We start from the raw sequence: 24,852 nt of genomic DNA, 5'->3' as shown, positions 1-24,852 counted from the left end.
ACGTCCGTCGGCGACCGTTCATCCTCCGGGCCCTGTCCGCCCGGCTTCGAAACTCGTTCAGCTGGGGGCGGGGTCGCTGCGCGGGCGCCGGCCCCTGGAGGAGGCGCTCTCCGTGTTCGCGCCGGCCCTGCTGTCCAGCCCGGCGACCAGCCGGACGGCCTCATCGGCGACGTCCTCGTCCGCCACGACGTCGTACCGGCTGGGCTCCGTCCAGCGAATCGAGGCGAAGTCCCGGCGGCGGCCGCCCTGGGCCGCGTGCAACAGCACGCCGAGCAGCGCACCGACGACCGCTCCGAAGATCAGCCCGTACAGGGCGAGGAGCAGACCGGAGACGACCGGAGCCGACCGGATTCAGCCAGTTCAGCAGCCCGAAGATCCAGCCGACGAGTACGCCGGGCAGCGCTCCGGTGGCTGCGCCGTGGAGGGCGGCCTCGCCGTACCCCATTCGACCGATCACCTGTTCGACCAGGCGCATGTCCCGGCCGATGATCGCCACCTTCTGAACGGGAAAGCACTGGTCGGCGAGGTGATCGACGGCACGTTCGGCTTCCTGGTACGTCGAGTACGAGGCAACGGCCCTGCGGGCCTGCTCGGTCATGGCCGCTCCTTCCGCCGACAGACCGCCGAGCGGTCCCGACAGGCCCCAGAGTGGCTGTTCGCCCGGTCACCCCGCCTGCGCCCAGCGGGTCGAAAAGTGGCACCGGCGGTCGGTCTGCGAGGACAGGAGGCGGAACGACGATTCGGGCTCGCGGCTCGCGGCGGGGTACCTCAGGGTTCGGCCCGGCATGAGGTAGCGGGGCTCACGGATGTTCCGACGCAAGGGGACAGCTCGCCGCCGTCGAACGCTCTCGACGCCGAACGGGCCGAACGGGCCGGCCGGAAACGCGACGGCGGGAAAGCCGACCGCGCCCACAGGCACGGCGCCCTGACGCACATCCGGCAGACCGGCGTCGGTGTCCCCTTTGCCGTGGCGGAGGCCGTCTGCACTTGTGCTCGGAGGTCTATGGAGCCCGCCGCTTTTCCGCCCGCCGGGAGCAGGCAGGGTGTGGCCCACATCCGGAGCATAGAAATGGCCTCTGCTGAGGCGCATGCACCATGACGCGCATCAGCCCGCCACCCCCACACGCACCCTTCGGTGGCTGTCTCAGGTCCCAAGCCAGGCAGTTGCAAAGCTTCAGAAAAGGACGGCTCATGGACTACAACACCTTCCTCGACACCATCACCCGGCGCGCCCCTGTCCCCCCGGAGAAGGCGGAGCCCCTCACCCGTGCCACCCTGGAAACCCTGGCCGAGCGGCTCACCAGGGGTGAGGCGGAGGACCTCGCGTCCGAACTGCCCAAGCCGCTGAAGGAACCGCTGGTCTCTCCCACTCCGGAGGCCGAGCCCTTCGGACTCGACGAGTTCATCAATCGGGTGAGCAGGCGAGCAGGGGTGAGCCCGGACGAGGCCCGCGAGGGCGTACGGGCGGAGCTGAGCACCCTGAGGGACGCGGTCAGTGATGGCGAGTTCCGCCACGTAATATCCCAGCTGCCCCGGGACTTCGAGGCTCTCGTCGGCGCCCCGGGCTAGAAGGAGCCATGACCGACGAGGTCGGCGCCATCCTCGAGGAGACGGAACCGGCTGTACTCACGACGGCCACCGTCACCCTGGCCGAGGGGCGGACGTTCTGCGTCTCGTGCCCCTCGGGCGACATGGAGGCCGAGGTGCCGCAGGGGCTGTTCGTCCGCGACGTGCGGGTCATCTCCGACTGGCAGATCCGGGTGGACGGCCACCGGCCTCACCACCTCACCGTGCTTTCCCAGGACGCCTACAGCACCACGCTCGTCTCCCTCGTCCCGACACACGGCGCGCAGAGCGAACTCCTGTTGGAACGTCGGCGCTACGTCGGCGAGGGAATGCGCGAGGACCTCCGGTTGCGCAACCTCAGCACGCGTCTGATGCGTCCGGACTCGGCATGAAATCGCCGGAGGATCGCATGACACAATCGACAGTTCCTTCAGTCGGCGCACCCGTGGACGTCGAAGGCGGGGCGCAGCGGCCGTTCTCCGAGCACGCGGCCATGGCCAGGGCGTATCCCGGCGGCAGGATGACCGTTGGCGCCATCACGCCCCTGGAGGGCTTCGAAGGGCCCGTGCCGTCCCTGGCCGGGCACATCGAGCGGATCCAGCAGGCCGAGCGGGCCGGCTTCGCCTCGGTGTGGGTCCGTGACGTGCCGCTGCTGGACCCGAGCTTCGGGGACGCCGGGCAGGTCTTCGACCCGTGGGTGTACCTGGGGCAGCTCAGTGCCCGCACCACCTCGATCACACTGGGGACCGCCAGCATCGTCATGCCGCTGCGGCATCCATTGCACACCGCCAAGGCGGCCGCCTCGGTGGACCAGCTGTCAGGCGGACGGCTCCTGCTCGGGGTGGCCACCGGTGACCGGCCCGTGGAGTTCCCGGCCTTCGGTCAGGACCTGGGTGGCCGGGCCGAGAGGTTCCGGCAGTCGCTGGAGTACTTCCGTGTCGTCCTCGAGCACCGTTTCCCGCACGTGGAGTCGCCGCTCGGCCGGATGCGCGGCACCGATCTGCTGCCCAAGCCGGTGTACCGGCGGATCCCCGTACTGATGACGGGACGCGGCAGGCAGGACGTCCGGTGGATCGCCGACAACACGGACGGCTGGCTGTACTACACCCCGCCGCTCCAGCAGCAGGCCGAGAACATCCAGCGGTGGCGGGAGCTGACCGAGGGCGATGGCGGTGGGTTCAAGCCGTACGCGCAGGCCACCTATCTGGATTTGACCGAGGACCCGCTGGCCCTGCCCCGGCGCATCCACCAGGGCTTCTCGGTGGGCCGGGTGTCGTTCCTGGCGATGATGCGGGCCTGGCAGGACATCGGCATCGACCAGCTGATGATCAACTTCAAGCACAGCCGCCGTCCGGTCGCCGAAGTGATCGACGAACTGGCCGAACACGTGCTGCCGCACTTCCCGCCCGGGCGCTTCGGGGCGCGCGGCGAGCACCGGCGGCCCGTGGAGCGGACCGGGCCCTGAGGAAGCACGACCCCCGGCGCCCCTGCCTGACAGGGCCGGGCTCAGTCCCGGACGGCACCGGACGGCCGCTCCTGCGCGTAGTCGCACGTGCCCTCCGCCCGGAACTGCAGCGCCGCCCTGGTCACCTCCGCGCCGAGGCCGCGCAATTGGTCCGCGACCGCCTGGTCGGTGAGGCGTCCGTCGCCGTCGAAGACCCGGGAGGACCGCGGGACCGCGAACACCAGCGGCACGGCCCAGCCGCGCAGCGACCGCACGATGAACTCCATCGCGTTGATCGCCTGCAGGCCCTGCACTCCACCGGCGGTCGTCAGCATCCCCACGGGTTTGTTGCTGAGGTAGGGCGGGTCGTGGTCGGCCAGGAGGGCGAGCCAGTCCACCGCGTTCTTGAACGCGCCGCTGACCGACCCGTGGTATGTCGGGCTGCTCCACAGCAGGGCGTCGGCGGCCTGAACGGTGTCCGCAAGCCGGCGGGCGGACGCAGGGATCCCGTGCTCGGACGTGTAGAACGGAAGAGCCAGCCGCTTGAGGTCGATCACCAGGGTGCCGGCGCCCGCATCGGCCGCCCCCTCGACCGCCACACACAGTGCGGTGAGGCTGGTCGACGGGGTGCGCAGCGAACCTCCCATTCCGACGACGAGCGGGCGCGCCATCCTGTCAACTCCTTCAGAGGATCTCCAGGGGCGTGGGCCCGCTGGGCGGCGGGAACGCCTCGTCGAGGGCGTCGAGCGCCTCGGCGGGAAGGTGGAGGTCCACTGCGCCGCGGTTCTCCCGAACGTGGTCGGGTGATCCGGAACGCGGGATCGCGGCCACCCCCTGTTCCAGCACCCAGGCGAGCGCCACCTGGGCCGGCGTGGCTCCGACGGCCCGGGCCACGGCACCCAGTGCCTCGACCTTCAGGAGCCGCCCCTGCTCGATCGGGGAGTAGGCCATGACCGTCACCCCGGCTTTGCGGCACCAGGGGAGCAGATCCCACTCGATGCCGCGCCGGGAGAGGTTGTAGAGCACCTGGTCGACGGCCGCGGCGGCGCCACCGGGGAGGGTGGTCAGCTCGGCCATGTCGGCGACGTCCAGATTGCTCACGCCCCAGTAACGGATCTTCTCCGCCTCCATCAGGTCGGTGAATCCCGCAAGGGTCTCCTCGAGGGGCCACCGTCCCCGCCAGTGCAGCAGGTACAGGTCCAGCCGTTCCGTACGGAGCCGCCGCAGGCTGCCCTCGCAGGCGGCGACGGTGCCCTTCCGGTCGGCGTGGCCGGGCAGCACCTTGCTGACGAGGAAGACCTCCTCCCGGCGCCCCCGGAGGGCCTCCCCGACGAGCTCCTCGGCTGCGCCGTCGCCGTACATCTCCGCCGTGTCGACGATGGTCATGCCCAGGTCCACGCCCAGCCGCAGCGCGGCGATCTCCTGTTCACGCCGGGCCGGGTCCTCGCCCAGGTACCAGGTGCCCTGCCCGAGCGCCGCGATCTCCTCACCGGAGGGGAGCGCCGTCGTTCTGGCCGATTCCGCAGACATCTCGGGCCTCCCGTCTGCCGCGGATCCGTGTCACGCGCACCCGCACCGAGTGCCCAGGTCCGCGCCTCCCAGACAACCGGTGTCGCATGCGCCGCAGGGAGGTCAGGAGGGGCGAGCGGACTGCGCCGAGAGCTCGCCGGGACCGGGTGCGCGATCGCGCAACGCGACGGCGACCGACACAACGGCGCCGCAGGAGAGGACCGCCGCGAAGCCGATCATCGCGGTCTGCACGGCGAAGTGCCGCAGGGCGATGCTGAACAGGACGGAGGGCAGGCCCATTCCGAGGTACGCGACGACGAAGAACACGGCGAGGACTCCCGCGCGTGAGGCGGGCTCGGCCACTGAACCGGCACGTTCGACTCCTCCCTTGAACAGCAGCCCGGAGCCGGCTCCCGAGAGGGACACGGCGACCAGGTAGAGCCAGAGCGCCGGGTGGTAGAGGGCGACGGCGCACAGGACCAGGCCGACCGGAAAGACCACTGCCCCCACGGTCAGGACCCGGGGCAGCGGGAGGCGTCCCAGCACCAGCTGGGCGGCCGCCGCGGAACCGAACATGAGGAAGGCCGCCAGGCCGACCACGAGGTGCGAGTCGGTGTGCAGGGTGCCGTGGAGCACGCTCGCCCCGAGGGAGGAGATCAGGCCGAGGATCGCGAAGGCGAAGGCGCCCAGCGCGCCGGCCGCGCCGAACGCCCGCCGGCCGCCGCGGCGCAGGACGAACCTGCTGGGCGGTTGGGCCGCGGGCAGCTCCAGGTCCACGGTCTCCGGGGTGCACAGCACCAGCGCCAGACACACTGCCATGGCGAGCGTGAAGATCGCCTGGGCGGTGATCAGGGGCGTGGGAAGCCACTCGGCGGCGGCTCCGGCGACCAGGGGCCCTGAGGCCAGGCCGCCGAGGTTGGCGGCGGTGGCCACGATGCCGGGCAGCACCGAACCCGTCCGTTCCGGACGGACCTCGTGGTGGAGGTCGTGCAGATACGTCGTCGCGGTCGAGGCCATCAGCCCCAGTCCGACACCGTTCAGGATCCTGCCCGCGATCAGCCCCGGCAGGTCCCGCCACACGATCAGTACGACCGACGCGACGATGCCGACCAGCAGCGCCGGGACGATGATGCGCCGCCGCCCGAGCCGGTCCGACAGGTGTCCCAGTCCTAGGAAGGCGGCCGCTGCGCCCACGACCATCGAGGCGTACGCCACCGTGACCGTGGTCGCGCCGAAGTGGTCCCGGGCCTCGTACAGCGGCCACAGCGGGGTCGGCGCGGTGCCGAAGGCCATCAGCACGGTGAAGGCCACCGCCACGAACCAGAAGCCGGTCGTGTGCGAGGCACGGCGCCGGGCGGAGGCGCGGGGCGGCAGGTCGGCGGGAGCGGGTGCTGGGATCCGGTGGGTCGGGTCGTCGGGAGCGTCGGCTGTGGGACGGCTCAGCGGCGTCGGAACGGCAGGCAGGGGTACCCCTCCTCGGGCGGAAGCGGATGGCACTTTCCATCCTCCTCACCAGCCAGAATCAGTGCCAACGAATGTTTTTGCTGGGCTCCAGCAATGCGAGTGATACTTCTCGTGTGGAGCTACGTCAGCTGGAGCACTTCATCGCGGTCGCCGAGGAGCTGAGTTTCACGCGTGCCGCCCGTCGGCTGCACGTGGTGCAGTCGGGGGTGTCCGCCGCGATCCGCTCCCTGGAGCGCGAGCTTGGCTGCGCGCTGTTCGAGCGCACGTCGCAGCAGGTCCGGCTCACCGGGGCGGGCGCGGCGCTGCTGCCGGAGGCTCGGGCCACCCTGCACGCCGCCCAGGCCGCCCAGGACGCCGTGCGCGCCGCGCAGGACACGCTGCGCGGCACGGTGAACGTGGGCGCCATGGCCTCGGTCGAGGTGGTGGACCTGCCTGCGCTCCTCGGGCAGCTGCACGCGCGGCATCCGGCGATCGACGTCCGGCTGCGGCTGGCGACGGCCGGCTCGGCGGGACTGGCGCACGCGCTGCTCAGCGGGGACCTTGACGTGGCCTTCCTGTCGCTGCCCGAACGCAAGCCCGCCGGGATCGACGCACGGGAGCTGGCCACCGTGCCGCTCGTCCTGGTGGTGAGCGCCGTCCATCCGCTCGCGCAGCGGGGAAAGGTGGCACTTTCGGACCTCGCGGGGGAGCCCTTCGTGGACTTCCCGCCGGGCTACGGCAACCGCGAGGTGGTCGACCGGGCGTTCGCGGCGGCGGGCGTCGTACGCCGGGTGGCACTGGAAGTGCCCGACATCGACATGGGGGCGGCACTGGTCCGGCACGGTCTGGGCATCGCCTTCCTGCCCGCGTTCGCTGTTGCCCGCACCCCCGGCCTGCACGTCCTGGACGTCCACGGCACCATGCTCCGCTGGAGTATGCATCTCGGCACGTCGTCGACCCGGCGGCCCAGCTCGGCCCTGGGGGCGCTGCTCGACCTGGTCGACCTCCACGTCATCGCCCTGTGACGCCCGGGCCGCGGCCCGGGCGTCGCCCGTCGGTGGTGTCCGGCCCCCTGCGTCCGCCTCGCTCCGGCCGCGACATCTGCCGCAGCATCCGCTGACGCTCACGCTGCCGTCGTCCATAGGCGGCGTCGGACACCTTCTCGTCCCCTTCGAGGCTGGTGCCGAAGGCCCCGCCGATCATCGCGATGGCGGTGATGAACCAGGCCAGGAAGAGGTAGTCGCCGACGCCGACCTGCCGTCCGATGAACTTGCGCAGGACGGACGCGTCCAGCAGCAGGAAGGAGACGGCGACCAGAGTCACGAACAGGGCCGTGGCCAGCACCACCACCGCGAGCGCGATGGTGACCAGGGTGACCAGGTTGTAGGGGTACAGGGGGTGGTGCCGTGCAGGGAGGTGGGTGCTGCGCTCCCAGAGCTGGTGGTCGACGATGATCCACAGAGTGAGAGCGACGGCGGACACAGCGGTGATGACGGCATGCTGCACGGCGCCGAGTGCGGTGGCGAGGTTCCAGGTGGCGCTGTTGATGAACAGGACCGTAGCCGTGGCGAACACGCCCGCCAGGGCCCGGGAGAGGGAGCCGAACAGCCGCCAGGGGCGGTTGGCGTACACCATGCCGGCGACGAGTCGGGCGTGGCCGCGCAGGCCGGGCACGACGTAGCGCCGGGGCTGCTCGGGGCCGGGACGGGTGTCCGGTACCGGTTCCCGCGGCGGGCGGCCGATCACCTCCGGGTGCGTGGGCGTCTCCTCGTGCGCGACCAGCTCTCGGACGACGTCCACGACGGCCTGCCGCACCCGGCGCCGAAGGCGGCGGACCCCAAGGGCGGGAAGGGAGATGAGCGCGGCACGGAGCGCGGTGTCGACCTCGACGCTGATCGGGTAGAGCCGGGCCCGCCGCGGAAGGTCGGTGAGAAAGATCGCCACGTCCCATTCGGCACCGTCCAGGTGGTTTCTGACGGCCTCGGCGATGTCGGAGACGTCGGCCTGTTCGCTCCCGCTGAGCGGGGCGGTCATCGCGTCGACCTGCCATCCGACCCGAGCACGGACTGCCCGGCGGAGATGGTCGGGCAACCGGGGGGCGAGAGCCCGGGCGATCTCCGACGGCAGACCGGGGTCGGCCACCAGTACGACGCGCACGGACCTGCCGGGGGACGTCTCGGGCACGTCAGCCGTCATGACCACACCTTCGTGTGCGCGCCTCGCGCCATGGCGGCCGCGCGGGCCAGCGGTCCGCGGGTGTCACCCACCGTGCCCCGGCGCACACGCAGCGTCCGGGCCGCTGGCGCCGTGACGCGGGCGCCATGCCGAAGGCTCCGGGGTCACCCGGGGGATTCGAGGGCCTGGGAGAAGTCCGTTCCAAGCTGCGACATCAGGTCGTTGAACTCCTTCTCGCTGATCGCCTCCCGGAGCACGGCCAGTACGGTCCGCACACCCCGGTCGGCTTCCTCCTCCTTGAGCATGGTGCGTTCGGCCACGCGCCGCACGCTGTCGTATTGGCCGAAGCGCTCGATGCGGTCGGTGGTGCCCCGGCGCACCGCCTCCGCGAGGCCCTCGGGGAGCTCGGTGATCAGGTCCCTGGCCTCCCCGGGGCTCAGCCTGTGGGCCAGCGTCTCGAGCGTGGCCCAGGTCAGGTCCGCCGCCTCCTGCCGGCTCAGTCCGGTGCGCTCGGCGACGGTACGGACGAATTCCTGCTCATCCATGCGTCGTCCTCCTTCGCTGCTGTGTTGCGACGAACGGCGCGGACCTCCTGCAAGCCTGCCACGCCGACCAGGCCCGCGCCCGCGCACGGACGGCGGTGACCACGACCACCCACAGCTTGACGCCTCCGTGCACCGTGGTTTGCAGGGCCTCGCCGTCCAGGTTGAGTCCGTCGTGTCCGTCGTGTTGCACATAGGTGAAGAGCCACACCATGAGAGCGCCGACGTAGCCGAACTCGGGCCGCGACCGATGGGGCAGCCCCAGCTGCGGGCCCTGGACCGAGTACAAGGCCATGAAGAAGGTGCCGATCATGGTGCCCGCCATGATGGCGATGAGGGACCAGACGAGTCGCCGCCCTCAAGTGAGGCCGATCAGTCCCACTGCCGGTGTGGCGCTCTGCGCGTTCGACGTGAACCACAGAGGACCCGGGTGCCACAGCTTGCCGTGGCATGGGACGAATCAGCACGTGTGAGCGGGTCCGGGCATGGAAACCCGAGGGGTCCCGACTCCAGGGAGGCGTCATGGACACCCATGCCATTGCCCAGGGAAGCCCCATCGCCACGGTCAACCCGTACACCGGTGAAAGGGTTCGTGAGTTCCCGGCGCTGAGCGCGGAGGACGTAGAGCGTGCGATCGACAGGGCGCACCGCAGCTTTCCAAACTGGCGTGCCCGGTCGACGGCCGACCGGGGGGCCCTCGTGCAACGCGCCGGCCGGCTCATGAGGGAGCGCAAGGAGGAACTGGCCCACCTCCTGACCCTTGAGGTCGGCAAGCTGATCAACTCGAGCCGAGCAGAGGTCGACCTCGCGTCCGACATCCTCACCTACTACGGCGAGCACGGCCCCGAGCTGCTGGAAGAACGACCCCTGCCGGTGCCCGAGGGCACGGCCGTGCTGGTGAACGAGCCGCTCGGCGTCCTTCTCGGCGTGATGCCGTGGAACTTCCCGCTGTACCAGGTGGTCCGATTCGCGGGTCCGAACCTCGTCCTCGGCAACACGATCCTGCTCAAGCACGCGAGTAGCTGCCCCCAGTCCGCACTGGCACTCGAGCAGCTGTTCACGGATGCGGGTGTGCCGAGCGGGGTCTACACCAATCTCTTTGTGCGGGGCAGAGACGTTGGCAAGATCATCGATGACTCTCGAGTGCAGGGAGCGTCACTGACCGGAAGCGAGCGGGCAGGCGTGAGCTTGGGCGAGATCGCCGGCCGTAATGTCAAAAAGTCCGTCCTCGAGCTGGGTGGCAGTGATCCCTTCGTCGTGCTGGACGGTCACAACCTCGAGCGCACCGTGTACGCCGCGTTCCTCGGCCGGATGGGCAACACCGGGCAGTGTTGCGTGGCGGCCAAGCGCTTCATCGCCCTTGCCGACGTCTACGACGCCTTCCTCACCGGGCTGCGTGACCGGATGAGCGAGGTGCAACCGGGAGATCCGGTCGACCCCGCCACCACGCTCGGCCCGCTGTCCTCCGAGGCCGCGGCCGAACTTCTGATGGAGCAGGTTCGTGACGCGGTGGACAAGGGAGCCACGGTGGTGCTGGGCGGCGGGCGGCCCGACCTGCCGGGCGCCTTCGTCGAGCCGACCCTTCTCACCGACGTCACACCGGACATGCGGGCCTACCGGGAAGAGCTCTTCGGCCCCGTCGCCACGGTCTACCGGGTCGCCGACGAGGATGAGGCCGTGGCACTGGCCAACATTTCCCCCTACGGCCTGGGAGGCGCGGTCTTCGCCGCCGACCCGGAACGTGCTCGCGGGGTCGCGGACCGACTGGAGGCGGGCATGGTGTGGATCAACCACCCGACCGCGTCCCGACCGGAGCTGCCCTTCGGCGGCATCAAGCGCTCCGGCTACGGGCGCGAACTCGGCGACGTGGGCATCGTGGAATTCGCGAACCGCAAGCTCGTGCGCTACGTGGACGCCGACGCCCCGATCGAAGAAGTGCTGGGCTGACCTACGAGCCGGTCGACCGCGCTCTCCATGGCGAGCTGGTGGTGTGGGAGCGGGACAGGCTGCGTTCGAGCGGCTACAGCAGCGGCTCGCCGGACGCGGGACGACTGCCCCCAGGCACCGCGGGAGTGGCGACGCACTTCGCGGCCTTCGACCTGGTCCACCGAGGCGACGACCTGACCGGCTGGCCGTACGCGCGGCGTCGGGCGGCGCTGGAGGCGTCGTTCGCGGACCGCGGCCTGGCGGCGCCGTTCACGTTGACGCGGGATTGGCTGGCGTGGACGGCGGCCGGGGTGGAGGGGCTGTGCTTCAAGCGGCTGAGGAGTGGACACGGTCCCCAGCACAATCCGGGGCATCTCGTCAACACCATCATCCGGTTCGCCGAAAACGTCCTCCCGGTATCTGGAGCGGGCTCTCGCGGTGCCTCACCAGGCCGGTGCGCACCAGTAGCGCGCCACCGTGGGCACCTGGTGCGTGCCGCGCGACAGTCGGTCCACACCACCGCCGTGCAGTGCGCACCGATGCGGTGCGCATCGACGGTGGATACGCGGTATCCCCGGTGCCGATACGGCGAATCGTCGGTGCTCGCCGCACGCCCTCACGGGCGCGCAACGGTACTCTGGCCAAGGCCGGGCTGGTGCGGTTGGCTCGCGCCCTGGTCGTCCCGCTCTGTCCGCTGGGAGCGGCGCACCGAACTCCACGACGCCTGCATCACCGCCGTCTGCAGCCTTGTCTGCTGGAGACGCATCAAGAAGGCCAACACATGAGCCCGGTTCTTGCAGCCTGGGGCTTCGAGCGCCGCGGCCACGCCTGGACCTCCGCCTGCCGCCCGAGCACGGACTTGAAGACCTACACCAGCGTTCCCTCCGCCAGCCAGAGCACGGATGCGGGTAAGAAGATCGTGGGCCACAAGCGACGCGTCGTGACCGACCTATCGGCCTCCTCCTGGCGGTGCTGGTCACCGCGGCCGGTATCCAGGACTCCGCAGCCGGCACCCGGCTGCTCGACCAGGTCGCCGCCGGCAGTCCCGGCATCCGCAGGGCGGCCCAGATGCTCCTCCGCCGCCCGACCCACCCACTGCAGCGCTGCTGACACCACTCCCACAGGAGTTCCAGCGAGGCGTCAGCCGGGCCCGCCCAGCACGATCTTCCACACTCGGGTGGCCACCTGGAGGTTCAACCGGTCCTCGACGTTCGCGAGGTCGTTGCCGCTGATGTCGCGGATGCGCTGGAGCCGATAGCGCAGCGTGCTGCGGTGGATCGCGAGGGATTCGGCGGTCTCGTCGTAGTTGCCGCCGCAGTCGAAGTACCGGGACAGGGTCTCCACCAAGGTCGCGTGGTGCCGGGAGTCGTAGTCGATGAGCTGCCCGAGCCACTCCTGTACGAACGTCTCCAGTTCCCGGTAATCGCTGCCAGGTCCCAGGATGCGGTAGAGGCCAAGCTCGTCGAAGAACGTCGTGCCGTAGCGCTCGCGGGAGTGGCGGCGCACTTCCAGGGCGCGCTGCGCCTCCTGGTAGTGGTGGGGGATGTCTTTCAGCGAGTCGGAAGGGGCGCTCACCCCGATCGTCCCGGACCGTGTCCCGGTCTCCCGGGCGAGCGCCTCGTACAGCGCGCGGGCGTGCGGCCTGTCGTCGGCGACCAGGACGACGTGGTCGGAACGTCGGGTCAGCAGCGAGCGCATGCCCACGGCAGAGGCCGCCCGCCCCACGGTCTGCGCGAAGGAATCGTCGGCGGTCCGGTTCGACCACTGCACCACGACGACGTAGTGGCTGCGGTGCAGGTCGTGTCCGACTGCCTCGGACCGGGCGTAGGCGCTGGCCTCGTCCGTCCCTGCCAGGAGATCGTCGACCAGCTCGCGGTGCAGCCTCAGCTCCACTTCGGCCAGATTGCGCAGGTGTGTCAGCTCCGGGGCGAGTGACGCGGCAGCGTGTTCCAGCGCGAGCACGGTGTGCTCGGCGGCCTCATTCCGGGCATCGACCAGGGCCAGCACGCCGAGGATCTCGCCGTGCGGGCGGATCAGGGTGATCAGCCGGTCCCTTATCCGCACCGGCCCGGCCTGACGGGCGACGGCGTGCAGCATTTCGTCCTGGCGCACGGGGTCCGGTTCGGGATAGGGGACGGGGCGGCTGGGGCCGGTCCAGGACCTCAGCCGACCGAAGCGGTCCTCGAGCAGCGCAGGAAGTCCAGTGAGCCCGTGCAGTGCGCGGGTGACAGCTTCCTCGCCGCCACCCGAGGCAGCGACGCCGGCCATGAGCGCGTGAACGGCTCGCTCGTAGCTCAGCTCAGCCACCACAGAGATCAGCTGCCGCTGGAGGGCTGTGCGTTCGTCCCTCAGCCGGTGCAGCTCCAGCGCGTCCTCGCGTCGGCGGCGATGTGCGAAAGCGACTGACAGTGCAGCAGCGGTGTGCTGGACGAGCATGGCGAGCAGGGATCGCTCGGCCTCGGTGGGCCGGGAGCGGGACGTCACCACGAGGTAGCCGTGGAGTCCCTCAAGTCCGCGTAGCCCCAGGGCCCGGCCCCAGGGCATGCCGGCTACGGTCACGTTGCCGTCCTGCCCGGCCAGCTCCCGCACCCTCCGGCCCACGGCCAAGGGAGGCATCTGCCCGTCCCTTGGACTGGGGACCAGGTCGCCGCCCACCTTGAGGTATCCGGCCTCGGCACTGTATGGCCCGGCGGCGGCTATGTGGTCCATGGCCAGGCGCAGGATCTCGCCTTCGTCCAGAGTGCCGAACAGGGCACGGGAGAGCGCGACCAGTCCGTGGAGGGCATGGTCGGCTGGGGTGCGAGCGGGCGGGCGGGGCCCTCCGCGCGCGGCCGTGGGGTGCCGCCCGGCGCTGCCCCGCGGGGGGCCGCCCTTCAGGTGGGACAGGCTGCGCGCCCGACTGCCGACCATGGGATCACTCCGTCCCTCGAAGCCTTCAGAGAACCGAGCGGCATGTCGCGTACCCGCTCACTGGCCGGTTTACCCGAGATGCGTGGATCCTTTCTCTCGTACTCGTGGGGCGACCGGACCTGTGCATTCCTGACTCGCCAGACGCAGGCGTGGAGCCACCCGGTTCGTCACCCTGGGAGTGCTCGAGACTCTCCGTGCGCACCGGTAGGAACCCGGCGTGGGCCACCGGGTGCGGCTCTTGCTGCATGGTCAGCCCCGCCCCCTCGGACAGGTCGCCCGCGACCTCGCCGGAAGGATCAAGGTCGTCGAGGTCGACATCAACAGAATCCACGGGTCAGTCGGCGGCTTCGACGTGCAGGCGGTGCCGACCCTCCTCGTCGTTTGGACCAGGGCGAGACGCTCGCCGTCAAGGCCGGCGCGGCACCCGCGCACGTCCTGCGTTCGCGGGTCGAGCAGGCGATGGCGGGCCGGCGAACCACTGCAGGAGGGTGAACACGATGGACCACCGCGGAAGCCCCCGGAAGCGCAGAACAGAACTGCATGTTCCCAGGTGCGAACCATGAGCTCCTCTACCGAAGCAGAACCTTCGCCCGGCCGGTCCGCCGCGCCGGGTGAAGAAGGCGGTCTGCCGCGAACCCACGAGAAGACGGAGATGAAGGGCGATGGCCATGGCCCGGCGGAGCCACCGCAATGGCGGAACAACGGAGCGGCGCCTCGGGTGGGCCCGCAATCCGCTGACTGAATTCGACGAACTGCTCACTCAGATGAGCGGATTGCTCGAGGCCACGGTGGGCGGCGCCGCGTCCGCAGCCGCGTGGGCCCCACTCGCGGACGTCACAGAGACCGACGACGCCTTCGAGGTCGAGATCTAACTCCCTGGTGTCAAGAGAAGGACATCGACGTCGAGGCCAACGGACGGGACCTGGTGGTCACCGGAGAGATCAAGGAAATGGAGCGCAAGGGCGTCCTGCGCCGTGGCACCCGCCGGACCGGTGCCGGCAACCGACGAAATGAGTCTCAACAGGTGACGGAACGCGGCATTGGGCGCCGCCTCTCGTGAGAGAGACGGTCCCCATGAGTCGGATCGTCGCACTGTTCGGAGAAAAAGCCATCTCGGAGTGCCGGACGCCGCAGATCGCGGAGGAGCGTGCCGCTGCACTCGTACGCAACACCAGTGCAGGGCCATCGGCGGGTACTGGGAGGACTACGCGCGCCTGGTATTGCGGTGCTATCTGCTGGCGGCGGCACTCTCCGGTGCTGACTCGGCGCAGGTCATCGCCTGGGCGAAGCGGCCTGAAGACCCTAGCGCCGCACAGGTACTGAAGGGTCACCCAAAAGATGTTCCCGAGCGCTGGGTTGAGACGTTGGAGTCGGGGCTGCCACCTGCTGGGATGGAGCGCTCCGCGGTTCTCGGCACCGTGCTCCATGCGATGCACCCAGACACCGTTCCGGATCCAGGGGAACCGACGGAACTCGCTGACCTGCGCAATCGTGGCTCCCGTTGTGTGTAGTTCCCGTGCTGGGATATGCGCGTTCCCGGTGGACTTCCGTCCGTCGTTGTCAGTCCGGGTGGTTCAGTGCGCAGGTGAGGGGCGGTCAGGTAGATGGAGTTGCCTCCGGGTCACGAGCCGTCGATGCGATCGAATAGCGCCAGGGCCTCGGCGGTGCGGCGGTGGTCCGGGCCGAAGGCAGCCAGACAGGCATGGTGGGCGGTCGCGGCGAGGGCGCGGGCCTCGGTACTGCGGCCCAGCCCCAGCAGGGCGGTGGCCAGAGCCAGCCCGACGGCGCCACTCTCCGGGCGGCACTCCTGCTCGGGCAGGCTGCGGCGCAGCTCGTCGGCGTGCTCCGCCTCGGCGAGAGCCTCCTCATGGCGACCCTGGCCATTGAGACTGCGGGCCAAGCCGAGCCGCAGGACCAAGACGAACCGGCCCGCCAGGCGATGAGCGGCAAGAACCTCGCGGGCAAGCACCTCGGCCTCAGAGTGGCGGCCCTGACCGTTGAGAGCGTAGATCAGTCCGTTCCGGGCGGCCGCCGCCAGGATCCGCATCTGCAGCCCCCTGCCGCGGGCCGTGACCCGGGCAAGGGCCACGCACTCCGCCTCGCATTCGGCGTGCCGACCGAGCGCGGTCAGCGTCCGGGCGCGGTTCGAGCGCAGCGCCAGGGTCTCCGCATAGCTGGCGCCGAAGAGCCCTTCGAAAACCGGCAGCAGTTCGTCATACGTGGCGAGCGCCTCGCCGTAGCGGCCCTGGGCGTCCATCGCCGCCGCGGCAATGCCCAGAGCCCGCGGTGCCTCCTCGCGCGACCAGGACCGGGCCGAGGCCATGGCGCGGGCCACGGCTTCCGCCTCCGCATAGCGCCCGGCTTCATACAGGGCCATAGCCTGAGCCAAGGTCGGTCTCGTCATCTGCCCGTCGTCATTTCGGCCACGCGACCCGAAGAGCTTCATGCCCGGAGCATACGAAGCCGCGCACACTCGTCCGAAGCCGGGTGAAAGCCGGCTGGCCGGCCCCGCACCACTGTCGGGTGGGCCATACGAACCCGCACGGCACCGGCGCGAAGCAAAGCGTTGATCCACAAACCGAGGGCCAGAGTGGCCAACTGAACGACACCGTGGCCAAGTAGCGTGCTCACCCACAACGCGAGCCGACCGCCCGGCCCGCTGACGCAACCAGCATTCCATCACCTAACGAGCCTCATTTCGTCGGTAATCCATCCAAGCCGATAGAGGAGCGCCAAGTCCCCGGCCTACCCATGTAGGCCGGGGACTTGGCGGCATCCCACTGTCGATCATGCTGTCCGCGACAGCTCTCCCCCGATCGTCCTCACCTACGCGGCCGCGGCCTTCTTGGCGGGCGCCTTTGCCCGGGCGGCCTTCTTCGTTCCCTTGGGGGTCGCACCCCCGGCCTGGAGGCTGCCCTTGGGCGCCTTCTTCACTGCGATCCCACCCCCGCGCGGGAGCTTCTTCGTGCCGCTGACCAAGTCCTTGAATCCTTGGCCGGCGCGGAATCGCGGCACCGACGTCTTCCTGACGCGCACCCGCTCACCTGTCTGAGGATTGCGGGCATAGCGGGCCGGCCGCTCCACCCTCTCGAACGAACCGAATCCGGTGACGGACACCCGGTCCCCTGCAACGACTGCACGAACGATCGCGTCCAGGACCGCATCCACGGCATCAACTGCCTGCTGACGTCCGCCCATCTTGTCGGCAATCGCCTCAACGAGTTGCGCCTTGTTCATACCGAGAAATCCTCTCTCCCTGGATTGCTGCACAGTGCCGCCGCCCCCCTCTCCATCGGTCGGTCGGCGGGGGTGGCAACATCAAGGACCTTGCGGGACGGGCGAGTTAGCTCCGCAACCCGTTGACCACCCCGGTCCGGCGTCCGGGACCACAGCCCCGGCCGGGGCCGGTGGCGACTAGAAGGGCGGCTCGTCAACAGAGCAAGAGCCAGGGCATGACTCGTCTGCGCTGGCGCTGTCCCATGGATTGCGAGCCGTCGTGCAGTCGACAGGCGCGTGCCGTGCGCGCCTACGGCGCCACCACCACACCAACACCCGGTCGACCGTGCCCACTGGCCACAGAGGCAGCCAAGGAACCAGCACCCGGAGCTTCGGACAGTGCGGGCACGGCTCCGACACGTTCGGGTTGTCGTCGGTGCCGCGCTCCCACCGCGTCAGATAGCCGTTGCCGTGGCAGGTAGGGCACGACTTCTTCGGGCCTCGCGACAATTTCAACGCCTTCAGGCTCACGATGTAGATCAACTCGAGATGGCCGCACCGCCACGCCCACTCGAAGGGCTCTTTCGGATCGTCGTAGGGATGCGCGGGCTGCGCCAGCCACATGTCTGGGCTCCTGTTCGGATCGGACCGGATGCCGAGGTGCATCCAGCTCACCGACCGTGCCCCGCCGCCCGCCAACCCTCGCAACCTCCGCATAGACGCGCTAGCCCAACGGCCCGCCCGCGGCCCGTCGGAGAGCGGTGATGGGTACCCTGCGGACGAGTGGGCCGGGACTTGGGGGTGTTGTGCGGTCGGGCGAGCAGGTGGCAGGGAAATACAACCTGGTGGAGCAAATCGGCTGGGGAGGCATGGGGGAGGTTTGGAAGGCCCACGACCTGCAGTCGGGTGCGTTCGTGGCCGTGAAGCTGTTGCTGGGCGACGTGGGGAACGAGGAGGCTGTTGCCCGATTCCGTCGCGAGGCCCGCATCGGTGCGCGAATCCGGCACCCGGGAGTCGTCCCCGTGTACGACGCGGGACAGGACGAGGGGCAGCCGTTCATCGTCATGGAACTCCTGGAGGGCTCGGACCTGGGTGCGCTGCTCGACCGCACGCCTGGGGGCCTGCCGCTGCGCGAGGCCGTGGACTTGGCCTTGGAGGTCTCCGAAGTGCTCGCCGCCGCGCACGAGGAAGGCGTCGTGCACCGGGACCTCAAGCCCGCGAACGTCTTCCTCGAGGCCGAAGGGCGTGTGAGGATCTGCGACTTCGGCATCGCCCGTACGGCCGACGCGACCCGCGGCCTGACGGTGACGGGACAGGCTTTCGGCTCTCCGGCGTATATGGCTCCCGAACAGTGGCGCGGCGCCCACGTCGATGCCCGCTGCGACCTGTACGCCTTCGGGTGCGTGCTGTACGAGCTGCTCACCGGGTCCCCGCCCTTCAGCGGTGACCTGCTCCGCCTGATGTACCGGCACTGCGAAGACACGGCACCTCCGCTGCGGAGCCGGCGCGCCGACGTCCCCTTCGAACTGGACCGGCTCGTAGCCGCGCTGCTGCAGAAGGACCCGGCCCGGCGCCCGGATTCGGCGCGCGAGGCGTCGGCGGTGCTGTCACGGATCCGGAATCTGCCCGGCGGGACCCTTCGTCTGGCCCAAGCGCCCGGCGGCCAACCGGTTGAGGGTCAAGTCGTGGCCGAGCTCCTGGAACGGGCCAGGACCTCGACGGACGGCTGGTGCCTCGCCCAGGCGGCCGATCTTGCGGCCAGGGTGAGTCCCGCGCTCGCCCTGGAGCTGGTAGAGGCCGCCGAGGCACGGATGTGGGAGCTGGAATCCGATCCAGCACGGTTCATGGACGCGCTCTACCAGTTGTGCCTGTGCTGGGACACTTTGGCGCCACGACGGGTGCCGAGCTTGGTGGCTGCGGCGACAGCGCGGTTCGGTCATACCGAGGTCGCGCGCAAGCTCCCCGAGTCGCTGCGGTTCGACCTGCACCGCGAGCTAGTGAAAGTCCGGCGTCTGCCACCCGGGAAGAAGGCGGACCAGGCGTGGGCCTCTTTGATGATCTTTACCCGGGACAACAGGCTGTCCATGTCCTGGCTGAGCAGCATCTCCGATCCGTTCGAACGCGAGCAGGCACTGATCCTGATCGCGGAGAACGCGTCGGACAGGGATATGGGCGAGGCAATGAGGATCCTCTCCATGCTCTCCTTCCAGTGGGCCTTCATCCAGGGCCTGGCCGCCATTTCGCTCCGCCGGGGAACACATTGGCACGATCCGGCCGGGGCCGGACACTTCCTGGAACGGGCCCGCAAGGAAGAGGCCGCTTACCTCCCTGAGCGCGAGCCCGACCAGGAAAAAGGCCGGACCCTCATGTCCAGTGCCATCGACCGTGCCGACCGGTGGATCCGCGTACGTGGAGGAGTCAGCAGGTCCCTGCGGGCCCCTCTCGACGGAACGACCGCGCGTGCCCGGGCAGCAGCGATCCCCGACCCTCCAGACAGCTACGAGGTGCTGCTCGATCTGACCCGGAAATGCCTCGGAATGCCCCTCCCAGGCCCGTTCGGCACCGAGCTGATCAACGCCGTGAGCACACGTGCACCCATTCCACCGGAGCTCTTGGACACCACCACCGCATAACTTCCCGAAACGTCGAGGGTGTGCAGGCCCTCGCTTCGACCACCAACACGCGAGCAATACAGCGGGGTTTCTCAGATCCGAGGCCGATTGGCCAGCGAGTACCCATCGGCCGTGAGACTCGGCCACGGCATCTGAGATCCCACAGATGGTGTATGACCTCGCGGCTCATGTCATGAGACAGCCGGCTGACCTGGTGCTCTGCGAGCTGTCTCACCGTGTGGCATAGAAGATCCGTCTCACGAGGGTGGCCATTTCCTCCGCGCAGGCGGCAGACTCCGCCGGTAACCTCGGATTCCCCTCGCCCCGCCACTCCCGCCGACCCTGAACTCTATCCGGATCTTGCGGCTGCTGGCGGTCTGGCCGCGGCCCTGGAACTGCCTGCTGCCGAGCAGGGGCTCGACCTGGATGCGGTGCTGAGCGACGATTCGGACCCGCTGCGGACAGCCGGGGTCACAGCACAACCCCTGACCGGGAACCCTGCTGGATCTTCATCGGGTCCGAGAGCCGCTGGCTCAACATCCTTGGCCTGCGTCAAGGCGTTCAACTGCCGCACTCGCCGACCTACTCGAAACCCGCACCGACTAACGACCAGTTCAAGAGACCGCACCGCGCACTCGACCTCAACCCGCCCGACGGCCGAAACCCGACGCTACTGTCAGAGCCCAATCGTCTGCAGCGTGGTGATCTGCTGGGCGGACTCATCCACGAATACAACCCCGCGTGAGTTCGCGAACCCTACGGCTCGTGGCGCGCCGAGGACGAGGCGCCAGCGGAGTCCTCCCGCACCTCGAGCAGCAGACGATCGCAGGAGCCGGCGCAAAAAGCGGCGAGCTCGTAGCAGCCGGTCTCGTCGAAGCCGGCTATCAGCCAGGGAAGCGTCGAATACGCGAGCGATGCTCGGTCGACGGGGCTCGGCTCGGCGCGGCCCGCCGTGTGGCTGTGGACGATGGCGACAACCTCGCGCGCGAGCTCCGCGGCGACGCCGCGCGCACGTCGCAGCTCTGCGTCGGCAATCGAGAAGCGCGACGGCCGGGTATCGCTGTTCCGCAGCCGGACGATGTCGATTGCTGAGATCAGATCCCCGTCGCGATCCCCGATCACCACTCCGCAGAACTCGCAGGGCTGCGCCGCGCGCGCGGCCTCCTCGATTGCGGCTACGGCTGTGGCGGAAATCTCGATTCGCTTCATGCGGCGACGGGACGGTTCTGCGCGGTCAGATTCGTCAGCTCGCCCTTTATGAGGCGCGAGGCCGCCGCGAGCCCGACCTCGCACTCCCTACGCAGGGACGCCGAGTTGAGGGCGTCATAGCGGAACCCGGCCGCGCGCCCGGCGAGTGAGGCGGCGTAGGCTCCGGCACCGGTCGCCGCGTTCATGCGTGCCGTACTGTCGCTTGGAAATCGGTCAGCGCGCCATCCACGAGGACCGTTCCGAGCGCGACGCTCGTCGAACCACCCTGCGTCATGGATTTCTTACCCACGACCATGAACAGGGCGATAATTGACATCCAGTATAGGATCTTCGCGATCACGCAGCCCGTCGGACCGGTGTTGAGGTTATGGAAATCGGTGAACGGCGGACAGTAGATCGCACTAAGGATTCCGCCGGCGAGGAACAACACGAGCGAGGCAATGCCGAGCACGGTGACCACTGTCCCAGGATCGGCGCCGGAGTATGTCTCGAGACCCGTGTCCTCGAGCTTTCGCAGGTGCCGCACGCCCTCGCGCGCCGCACCGAGCGCGCCGACGAGCACGACGTCCTCGGCATGCATCTCGTCGTCACGGAGCGGCATGCCGTACAGGTAGGCGGGCTCGCCACGGCCGAGCGCCGCCGAGAGCGCATCGAAACGGCCGCGCGCGAACAGGTCGGAGACGCTCGTCGCCTGTGGAGACCTCGGCGTTGTCAGAAGCATTGCCTGCACGGGACTGCCGGCGACGGTGCCGCTCAACACGATCCGGCCATCCTGCGCGCTCAGATGTGCGTCGACGGCTGCCATCGTCTCGTCGAGCGCTGCGAAGAGCGCGTCGTCGACGCCGGCACCGCGGATGAGGTCGCGCCTTGACGACGTGCCGGCTGCTCGCCGCCAGAGATCGGCGAGTGTGATCTCACCGGCGGCGGCCACCGCGGCATGCCAACCCAGTACGAGCTGGTCGAGTTCGCCCCCTGCGCTCCCAGGTCAAGAGCTACCTCCGACACCGCTGAACTGGGCACGCTGCGGGGAATCGCGTGAGGGGAAATCGTCCTCGCGGCCCCCGCGGCCAACCGGGCGAACTCGGGCGACCAGCTGTCCACCGAGCTGCTGCCCACGCCCATGACCACACCGACTCGCGGGGCGTCCCAACTCATCGGGTCCAAACCCGCGTCGGCGATGGCTTCCCGCGCCGCGAGGACAGCGAATGTGGCGAACCGGTCCAGTCGGCGCGCGGTCTGCCTGCTGCCCAGGTGGGTGGGTGCGTCGAAGTGCGGGACGCGGCAGGAGATGCGGACACGCAGTCCGTCAATCTTGGCGAAAGCCTCATCGACGGTTGCTGTTGAGAGCCCGCGGCACAGGGCGCGCCAGGTGGCGTCTGCGCCGATTCCGCCCGGCGAGAGGACGCCGATCCCGGTGACGGCCACAGGGCGAGTTGGCATCAGGCACTCGCCCTTCCCAGTGGTCGGAGTTCCTCGCGGTGTGTGCGCCGCTGCCGGCGCTGTTCGATCCTGTCGTCTTGCCGCACCACCGCGTCGTCGCGCGTGCTCAGGAAGGACGCCAACTCGTCCCTTGCGCGCTGTCCTTCGGGTCCCAGGTCCGTCCGGTGCAGGGCGTCGACGGATCGCAGCAGGGGCCGGAGCACGTCGTCACGGTGGATGCGCAGGTTGTAGATCCCGGCGTAGGCGATGGCCAGGCTCATCCGGTCGAAGCCAGGGATGGCGTGACCAGGCATGCGGAAGCTGGTGACGGTGTCGGTCAGGGCCCGCATGGTCTGATCCGGCCATGTCTCGAACGATGCGCCCAGGAGCCCGCGGTAGAAGACCATGTGCAGGTTCTCGTCGGTGGCGATGCGGGCCATCATGCGATCGCAGACGGGATCGCCGGATTGGTGACCGGTGTTGCGGTGGCTGACCCGGGTGGCCAGCTCCTGTAGGGCGACGTAGGCGATGGTGTGGAGCCCGTGGGGCTGGTCGGTGGAGAAGCCGGTGCCGACCAGGCTCATTCGCATGCGCTCGAGTGCGACAGGGTCGACAGCTCGAGTGCTGTGGAGGTAGGCCCGGATGGCGGCACTGTGGCGGTCTTCCTCGGCGGTCCATCGGTGTACCCAGGTGCCCCATGCTCCGTCGCGGCCGAATGTGGTTGCGATCTCGTGGTGGTAGCTGGGGAGGTTGTCCTCGGTGAGCAGGTTGACGATCAGTGACGCCCGTGCGGCAGGTGGCAGGGCCGATTGGCTGGGATCCCAGGCCTGTCCTCCCAGTGGGCCGTCGAAGTCGGTGCCCTGGCTCCACGGCACGTAGCTGTGAGGGAACCATTCGTGGGCGCGCTCTAGCCTCGCCGTTTCGGTTGGGGCAGAGTCAAGCGGTGGCCGGGAACGCGAAAGTGCCTTCTGAACTGGGACGATGAACCTTGTCGAGGGGTTCTATCGGTCCAAGTGGAAGGCACTTTCTGCGTGAAGGCTATCGGTTCGCGTCCCCGGGTTCATGTCTCCGCTGACGGAACGGGGGTGGTCGGGCATGCCGGAGCACGTCTGCTGGCCGATCTCGCCGATGCAACCGGGTTGACGAGTGCGTACTCCACCGTGCTGGGTCCGCTGCGGCCGCGTGGGACCGGCCATGATCCCGGCCGGGTCGCCGTCGATCTGGCGGTGCCGCTCGCCAACGGCGGCGAGACCATCACGGACGTGGCCGTGCTGCGGGACCAGGGCGAGGTGTTCGGACCGGTGGCTTCCACGCCCACCGCGTGGCGACTGCTCGCCGACGCCGACGAGAGGGTGCTGGCCCGGCTGCGATCGGCACGTTCTCGTGCCCGGGAGACCGCGTGGCTGCAGGCCGCCGAGACGAGCGGGGGCATACCCACCGCACGGGCTGGAGGACGCGAACTGCCCGGTCTGGTCCTGGACCTCGACGCCACGCTGATCACCTGCCACTCCGAAAAGGAGCAGGCCGCGCCGACCTACAAGGGCGGCTTCGGCTACCACCCGCTGCTGTGCTTCCTGGCCAACACCGGCGAAGCCCTGGCGGGGCGACTCCGGCCCGGGAACGCCGGAGCGAGCACCGCCAGTGATCACATAGCGGTCCTGGACGATGCCCTCGCCCAGGTCCCCGACGCCTACCGGTACGGCACCGACCTCCTCATCCGCGCGGACAGCGCCGGATGCGCCAAGGCCTTCCTCGCCCACGTCCGCAGCCTGCGCGATAGAGGAATGAGAACGTACTTCTCTGTCGGTTACGCGATTACCGAACCGGTCCGCCGCGCGATCCGGGCCATCCCCGACCGGCTCTGGCACCCGGCCCTCGACCAGGACGGCAGTCTGCGGGCAGGGGCCGAGGTCGCCGAGCTGATCGGCATGGTCGACCTGCCGGGCTACCCGACGGGCACCCGCATGATCGTGCGACGCGAGCGCCCGCATCCCGGCGCTCAGCTGTCCCTGTTCGACCAGGACGAGGGCCTGCGTCACCAGGTCCTCCTCACCGACACCCCGTTCTCCGGCGGTGGCTCGGCCCAGTTCCTGGAAGTCCGCCACCGCGGACACGCCACCGTCGAGGACCACATTCGGACAGGGAAGACCACCGGCTTCGACCGCTTCCCTTCTCGTCGCTTCCAGATCAACGCCGCCTGGCTGGAACTGTCGCTGACCGCGATCGACCTGCTCGCCTGGACGAGGATCCTGCTGCTGGACGGTGAACTGGCCAGCGCCGAGCCCAGGAAACTGCGCTACCGGATCCTGCATGTCGCAGCTCGCCTCACCCGCGGCGGCCGCCGCCTACGACTGCGCATCTCCGCGACCTGGCCCTGGAGACACGAACTGACCACGGCCTTCCACCGGCTCGCCGCCCTGCCCCGCCCAGCCGGCTGACGGCTACCCGTCCCATCCGCCCACGACCTCAAGGACCACGGAGAAGCCGACCACCGCGCCGGGACTTCGCCATGCCCAAGAGACAGAAGACGTCTCGAACATCCAGCAGTTGATGATCAGAGACGTCTCGTCATCGCAACCGAAACAGCGAGGCTAGGGCCCGAGCAGCACCGGAATGCCCACGGAAGGAACGGGCGCACCGGCACGGTCCGCGCCGATCACGAACAGGAGGTACGGGCCCGGGGCAGAGAATGCCGCCGCCCTCGCTCCGCGCGCCGGTCAGGGACCTGTCGCAGTCTGCTGAACAGCGCAGACTCCACTGCCGCAGGGTCGGCGGCGAGCTCGGCCTCCCACAGCGCGAGGTCGGTGAGCCGGCCAAGGACAGGGCTGATCAGAGAGGATGCGGACACGAGCGCGGCTCCTGAGACGATCTTCTGGCGTAG

20 protein-coding genes and 6 pseudogenes are annotated in these 24,852 nt (G+C 69.5%); 10 read left to right on the top strand and 16 right to left on the bottom strand.

What is annotated here, in order from left to right:
- Positions 1-57: 57 nt before the first annotated feature.
- Complete coding sequence (locus tag ABZ904_RS29405) at positions 58-267, bottom strand: hypothetical protein (protein WP_361002291.1); 210 nt, start codon at positions 265-267, stop codon at positions 58-60.
- 166 nt (positions 268-433) lie between these two features.
- Positions 434-598 (bottom strand): annotated as a pseudogene (locus ABZ904_RS29400) (general stress protein); the annotation flags it as partial.
- 593 nt (positions 599-1,191) lie between these two features.
- Here ABZ904_RS29400 and ABZ904_RS29395 point away from each other — a divergent pair.
- From ABZ904_RS29395 to ABZ904_RS29385, 3 genes are read left to right on the top strand one after another with little or no spacing between them, the layout of a single operon-like run.
- The gene (locus tag ABZ904_RS29395) at positions 1,192-1,569 is read left to right on the top strand and encodes a DUF2267 domain-containing protein (protein ID WP_359557260.1); all 378 of its coding nucleotides are present in this window, start codon (positions 1,192-1,194) and stop codon (positions 1,567-1,569) included.
- An 8-nt stretch (positions 1,570-1,577) separates the two neighbouring features.
- On the top strand, positions 1,578-1,958 hold the full coding sequence (locus ABZ904_RS29390) for a glycogen debranching N-terminal domain-containing protein (RefSeq protein WP_361002250.1): 381 nt from the start codon (positions 1,578-1,580) through the stop codon (positions 1,956-1,958).
- Positions 1,959-1,975: 17 nt separating this feature from the next.
- On the top strand, positions 1,976-3,031 hold the full coding sequence (locus ABZ904_RS29385) for an LLM class oxidoreductase (RefSeq protein WP_361826577.1): 1,056 nt from the start codon (positions 1,976-1,978) through the stop codon (positions 3,029-3,031).
- A 41-nt stretch (positions 3,032-3,072) separates the two neighbouring features.
- Here ABZ904_RS29385 and ABZ904_RS29380 read toward each other — a convergent pair whose 3' ends face one another.
- The 3 genes from ABZ904_RS29380 to ABZ904_RS29370 form a co-directional block, all read right to left on the bottom strand.
- A complete protein-coding gene (locus ABZ904_RS29380; RefSeq protein WP_361002256.1) occupies positions 3,073-3,681 on the bottom strand; it encodes an NAD(P)H-dependent oxidoreductase in 609 nt (202 codons plus the stop codon).
- 13 nt (positions 3,682-3,694) lie between these two features.
- Positions 3,695-4,540 carry an aldo/keto reductase gene (locus ABZ904_RS29375; protein WP_361002259.1) on the bottom strand — a complete coding sequence of 282 codons (846 nt, stop codon included), beginning with the start codon at positions 4,538-4,540 and terminating at the stop codon, positions 3,695-3,697.
- Positions 4,541-4,642: 102 nt separating this feature from the next.
- Positions 4,643-6,016, bottom strand: a complete 1,374-nt coding sequence (locus ABZ904_RS29370; protein WP_361826574.1) for an MFS transporter — start codon at positions 6,014-6,016, stop codon at positions 4,643-4,645.
- 80 nt (positions 6,017-6,096) lie between these two features.
- Between ABZ904_RS29370 and ABZ904_RS29365 the strand changes: the two genes are divergently transcribed.
- The gene (locus ABZ904_RS29365; protein ID WP_361002265.1) at positions 6,097-6,987 is read left to right on the top strand and encodes a LysR family transcriptional regulator; all 891 of its coding nucleotides are present in this window, start codon (positions 6,097-6,099) and stop codon (positions 6,985-6,987) included.
- Here ABZ904_RS29365 and ABZ904_RS29360 read toward each other — a convergent pair.
- From ABZ904_RS29360 to ABZ904_RS29350, 3 genes are all read right to left on the bottom strand, one after another.
- Positions 6,974-8,158: a hypothetical protein gene (locus tag ABZ904_RS29360; RefSeq protein ID WP_361002268.1), complete on the bottom strand. Its 1,185-nt coding sequence runs from the start codon at positions 8,156-8,158 to the stop codon at positions 6,974-6,976. The genes ABZ904_RS29365 and ABZ904_RS29360 overlap by 14 nt on opposite strands.
- 143 nt (positions 8,159-8,301) lie before the next feature.
- A complete protein-coding gene (locus ABZ904_RS29355; protein WP_361002271.1) occupies positions 8,302-8,682 on the bottom strand; it encodes a DUF2267 domain-containing protein in 381 nt (126 codons plus the stop codon).
- Complete coding sequence (locus ABZ904_RS29350) at positions 8,675-9,013, bottom strand: hypothetical protein (RefSeq protein ID WP_361002288.1); 339 nt, start codon at positions 9,011-9,013, stop codon at positions 8,675-8,677. The genes ABZ904_RS29355 and ABZ904_RS29350 overlap by 8 nt, the downstream gene beginning before the upstream one ends.
- 188 nt (positions 9,014-9,201) lie before the next feature.
- Here ABZ904_RS29350 and ABZ904_RS29345 point away from each other — a divergent pair, with 188 nt between their 5' ends.
- Entirely contained in the window at positions 9,202-10,626 is a 1,425-nt protein-coding gene (locus ABZ904_RS29345) for an NAD-dependent succinate-semialdehyde dehydrogenase (RefSeq protein ID WP_361002273.1), read from the top strand.
- An 838-nt stretch (positions 10,627-11,464) separates the two neighbouring features.
- Positions 11,465-11,634: pseudogene (locus ABZ904_RS29340) on the top strand (IS5/IS1182 family transposase); the annotation flags it as partial.
- 111 nt (positions 11,635-11,745) lie between these two features.
- Here the strand turns inward: ABZ904_RS29340 and ABZ904_RS29335 are convergent.
- On the bottom strand, positions 11,746-13,515 hold the full coding sequence (locus tag ABZ904_RS29335) for a helix-turn-helix domain-containing protein (RefSeq protein WP_361002276.1): 1,770 nt from the start codon (positions 13,513-13,515) through the stop codon (positions 11,746-11,748).
- A gap of 218 nt (positions 13,516-13,733) precedes the next feature.
- Between ABZ904_RS29335 and ABZ904_RS29330 the strand changes: the two are divergent.
- Positions 13,734-14,007: pseudogene (locus ABZ904_RS29330) on the top strand (thioredoxin family protein); the annotation flags it as partial.
- Positions 14,008-14,177: 170 nt separating this feature from the next.
- Positions 14,178-14,512: pseudogene (locus ABZ904_RS29325) on the top strand (Hsp20/alpha crystallin family protein); the annotation flags it as partial.
- A gap of 624 nt (positions 14,513-15,136) precedes the next feature.
- Here the strand turns inward: ABZ904_RS29325 and ABZ904_RS29320 are convergent.
- Positions 15,137-15,919 (bottom strand): tetratricopeptide repeat protein, encoded by a 783-nt coding sequence (locus ABZ904_RS29320; RefSeq protein ID WP_361826624.1) that lies wholly within the window; start codon positions 15,917-15,919, stop codon positions 15,137-15,139.
- A 428-nt stretch (positions 15,920-16,347) separates the two neighbouring features.
- Positions 16,348-16,752, bottom strand: a pseudogene (locus ABZ904_RS29315) (HU family DNA-binding protein); the annotation flags it as partial.
- Positions 16,753-17,495: 743 nt separating this feature from the next.
- Between ABZ904_RS29315 and ABZ904_RS29310 the strand changes: the two are divergent.
- Complete coding sequence (locus ABZ904_RS29310; protein ID WP_361826568.1) at positions 17,496-19,364, top strand: serine/threonine-protein kinase; 1,869 nt, start codon at positions 17,496-17,498, stop codon at positions 19,362-19,364.
- A gap of 735 nt (positions 19,365-20,099) precedes the next feature.
- Here ABZ904_RS29310 and ABZ904_RS29305 read toward each other — a convergent pair.
- The 5 genes and pseudogenes from ABZ904_RS29305 to ABZ904_RS29285 form a co-directional block, all read right to left on the bottom strand.
- The gene (locus ABZ904_RS29305; RefSeq protein ID WP_361004111.1) at positions 20,100-20,552 is read right to left on the bottom strand and encodes a Mov34/MPN/PAD-1 family protein; all 453 of its coding nucleotides are present in this window, start codon (positions 20,550-20,552) and stop codon (positions 20,100-20,102) included.
- On the bottom strand, positions 20,549-20,737 hold the full coding sequence (locus ABZ904_RS29300; protein ID WP_361004114.1) for a hypothetical protein: 189 nt from the start codon (positions 20,735-20,737) through the stop codon (positions 20,549-20,551). The genes ABZ904_RS29305 and ABZ904_RS29300 overlap by 4 nt, the downstream gene beginning before the upstream one ends.
- Positions 20,734-21,483 (bottom strand): hypothetical protein, encoded by a 750-nt coding sequence (locus ABZ904_RS29295; protein WP_361004116.1) that lies wholly within the window; start codon positions 21,481-21,483, stop codon positions 20,734-20,736. Before ABZ904_RS29295 ends, ABZ904_RS29300 begins: the two co-directional genes overlap by 4 nt.
- A 38-nt stretch (positions 21,484-21,521) precedes the next feature.
- A pseudogene (locus ABZ904_RS29290) lies at positions 21,522-21,992 on the bottom strand (beta-ketoacyl synthase N-terminal-like domain-containing protein); the annotation flags it as partial.
- On the bottom strand, positions 21,992-22,954 hold the full coding sequence (locus ABZ904_RS29285; RefSeq protein WP_361004142.1) for an acyl-ACP desaturase: 963 nt from the start codon (positions 22,952-22,954) through the stop codon (positions 21,992-21,994). The gene ABZ904_RS29285 and the pseudogene ABZ904_RS29290, both read right to left, overlap by 1 nt.
- 48 nt (positions 22,955-23,002) lie before the next feature.
- On the opposite strand from ABZ904_RS29285, the gene ABZ904_RS29280 reads away from it, so the two are divergent.
- Entirely contained in the window at positions 23,003-24,409 is a 1,407-nt protein-coding gene (locus tag ABZ904_RS29280) for an IS1380 family transposase (protein WP_361826563.1), read from the top strand.
- Positions 24,410-24,852: the final 443 nt, after the last annotated feature.

It is taken from the genome of Streptomyces sp. NPDC046900 (assembly GCF_040644975.1).
Lineage (GTDB): Bacteria > Actinomycetota > Actinomycetes > Streptomycetales > Streptomycetaceae > Streptomyces.
Note: the sequence above shows the minus strand (reverse complement) of the source record. Positions and strands in the feature narration are given on the sequence as shown.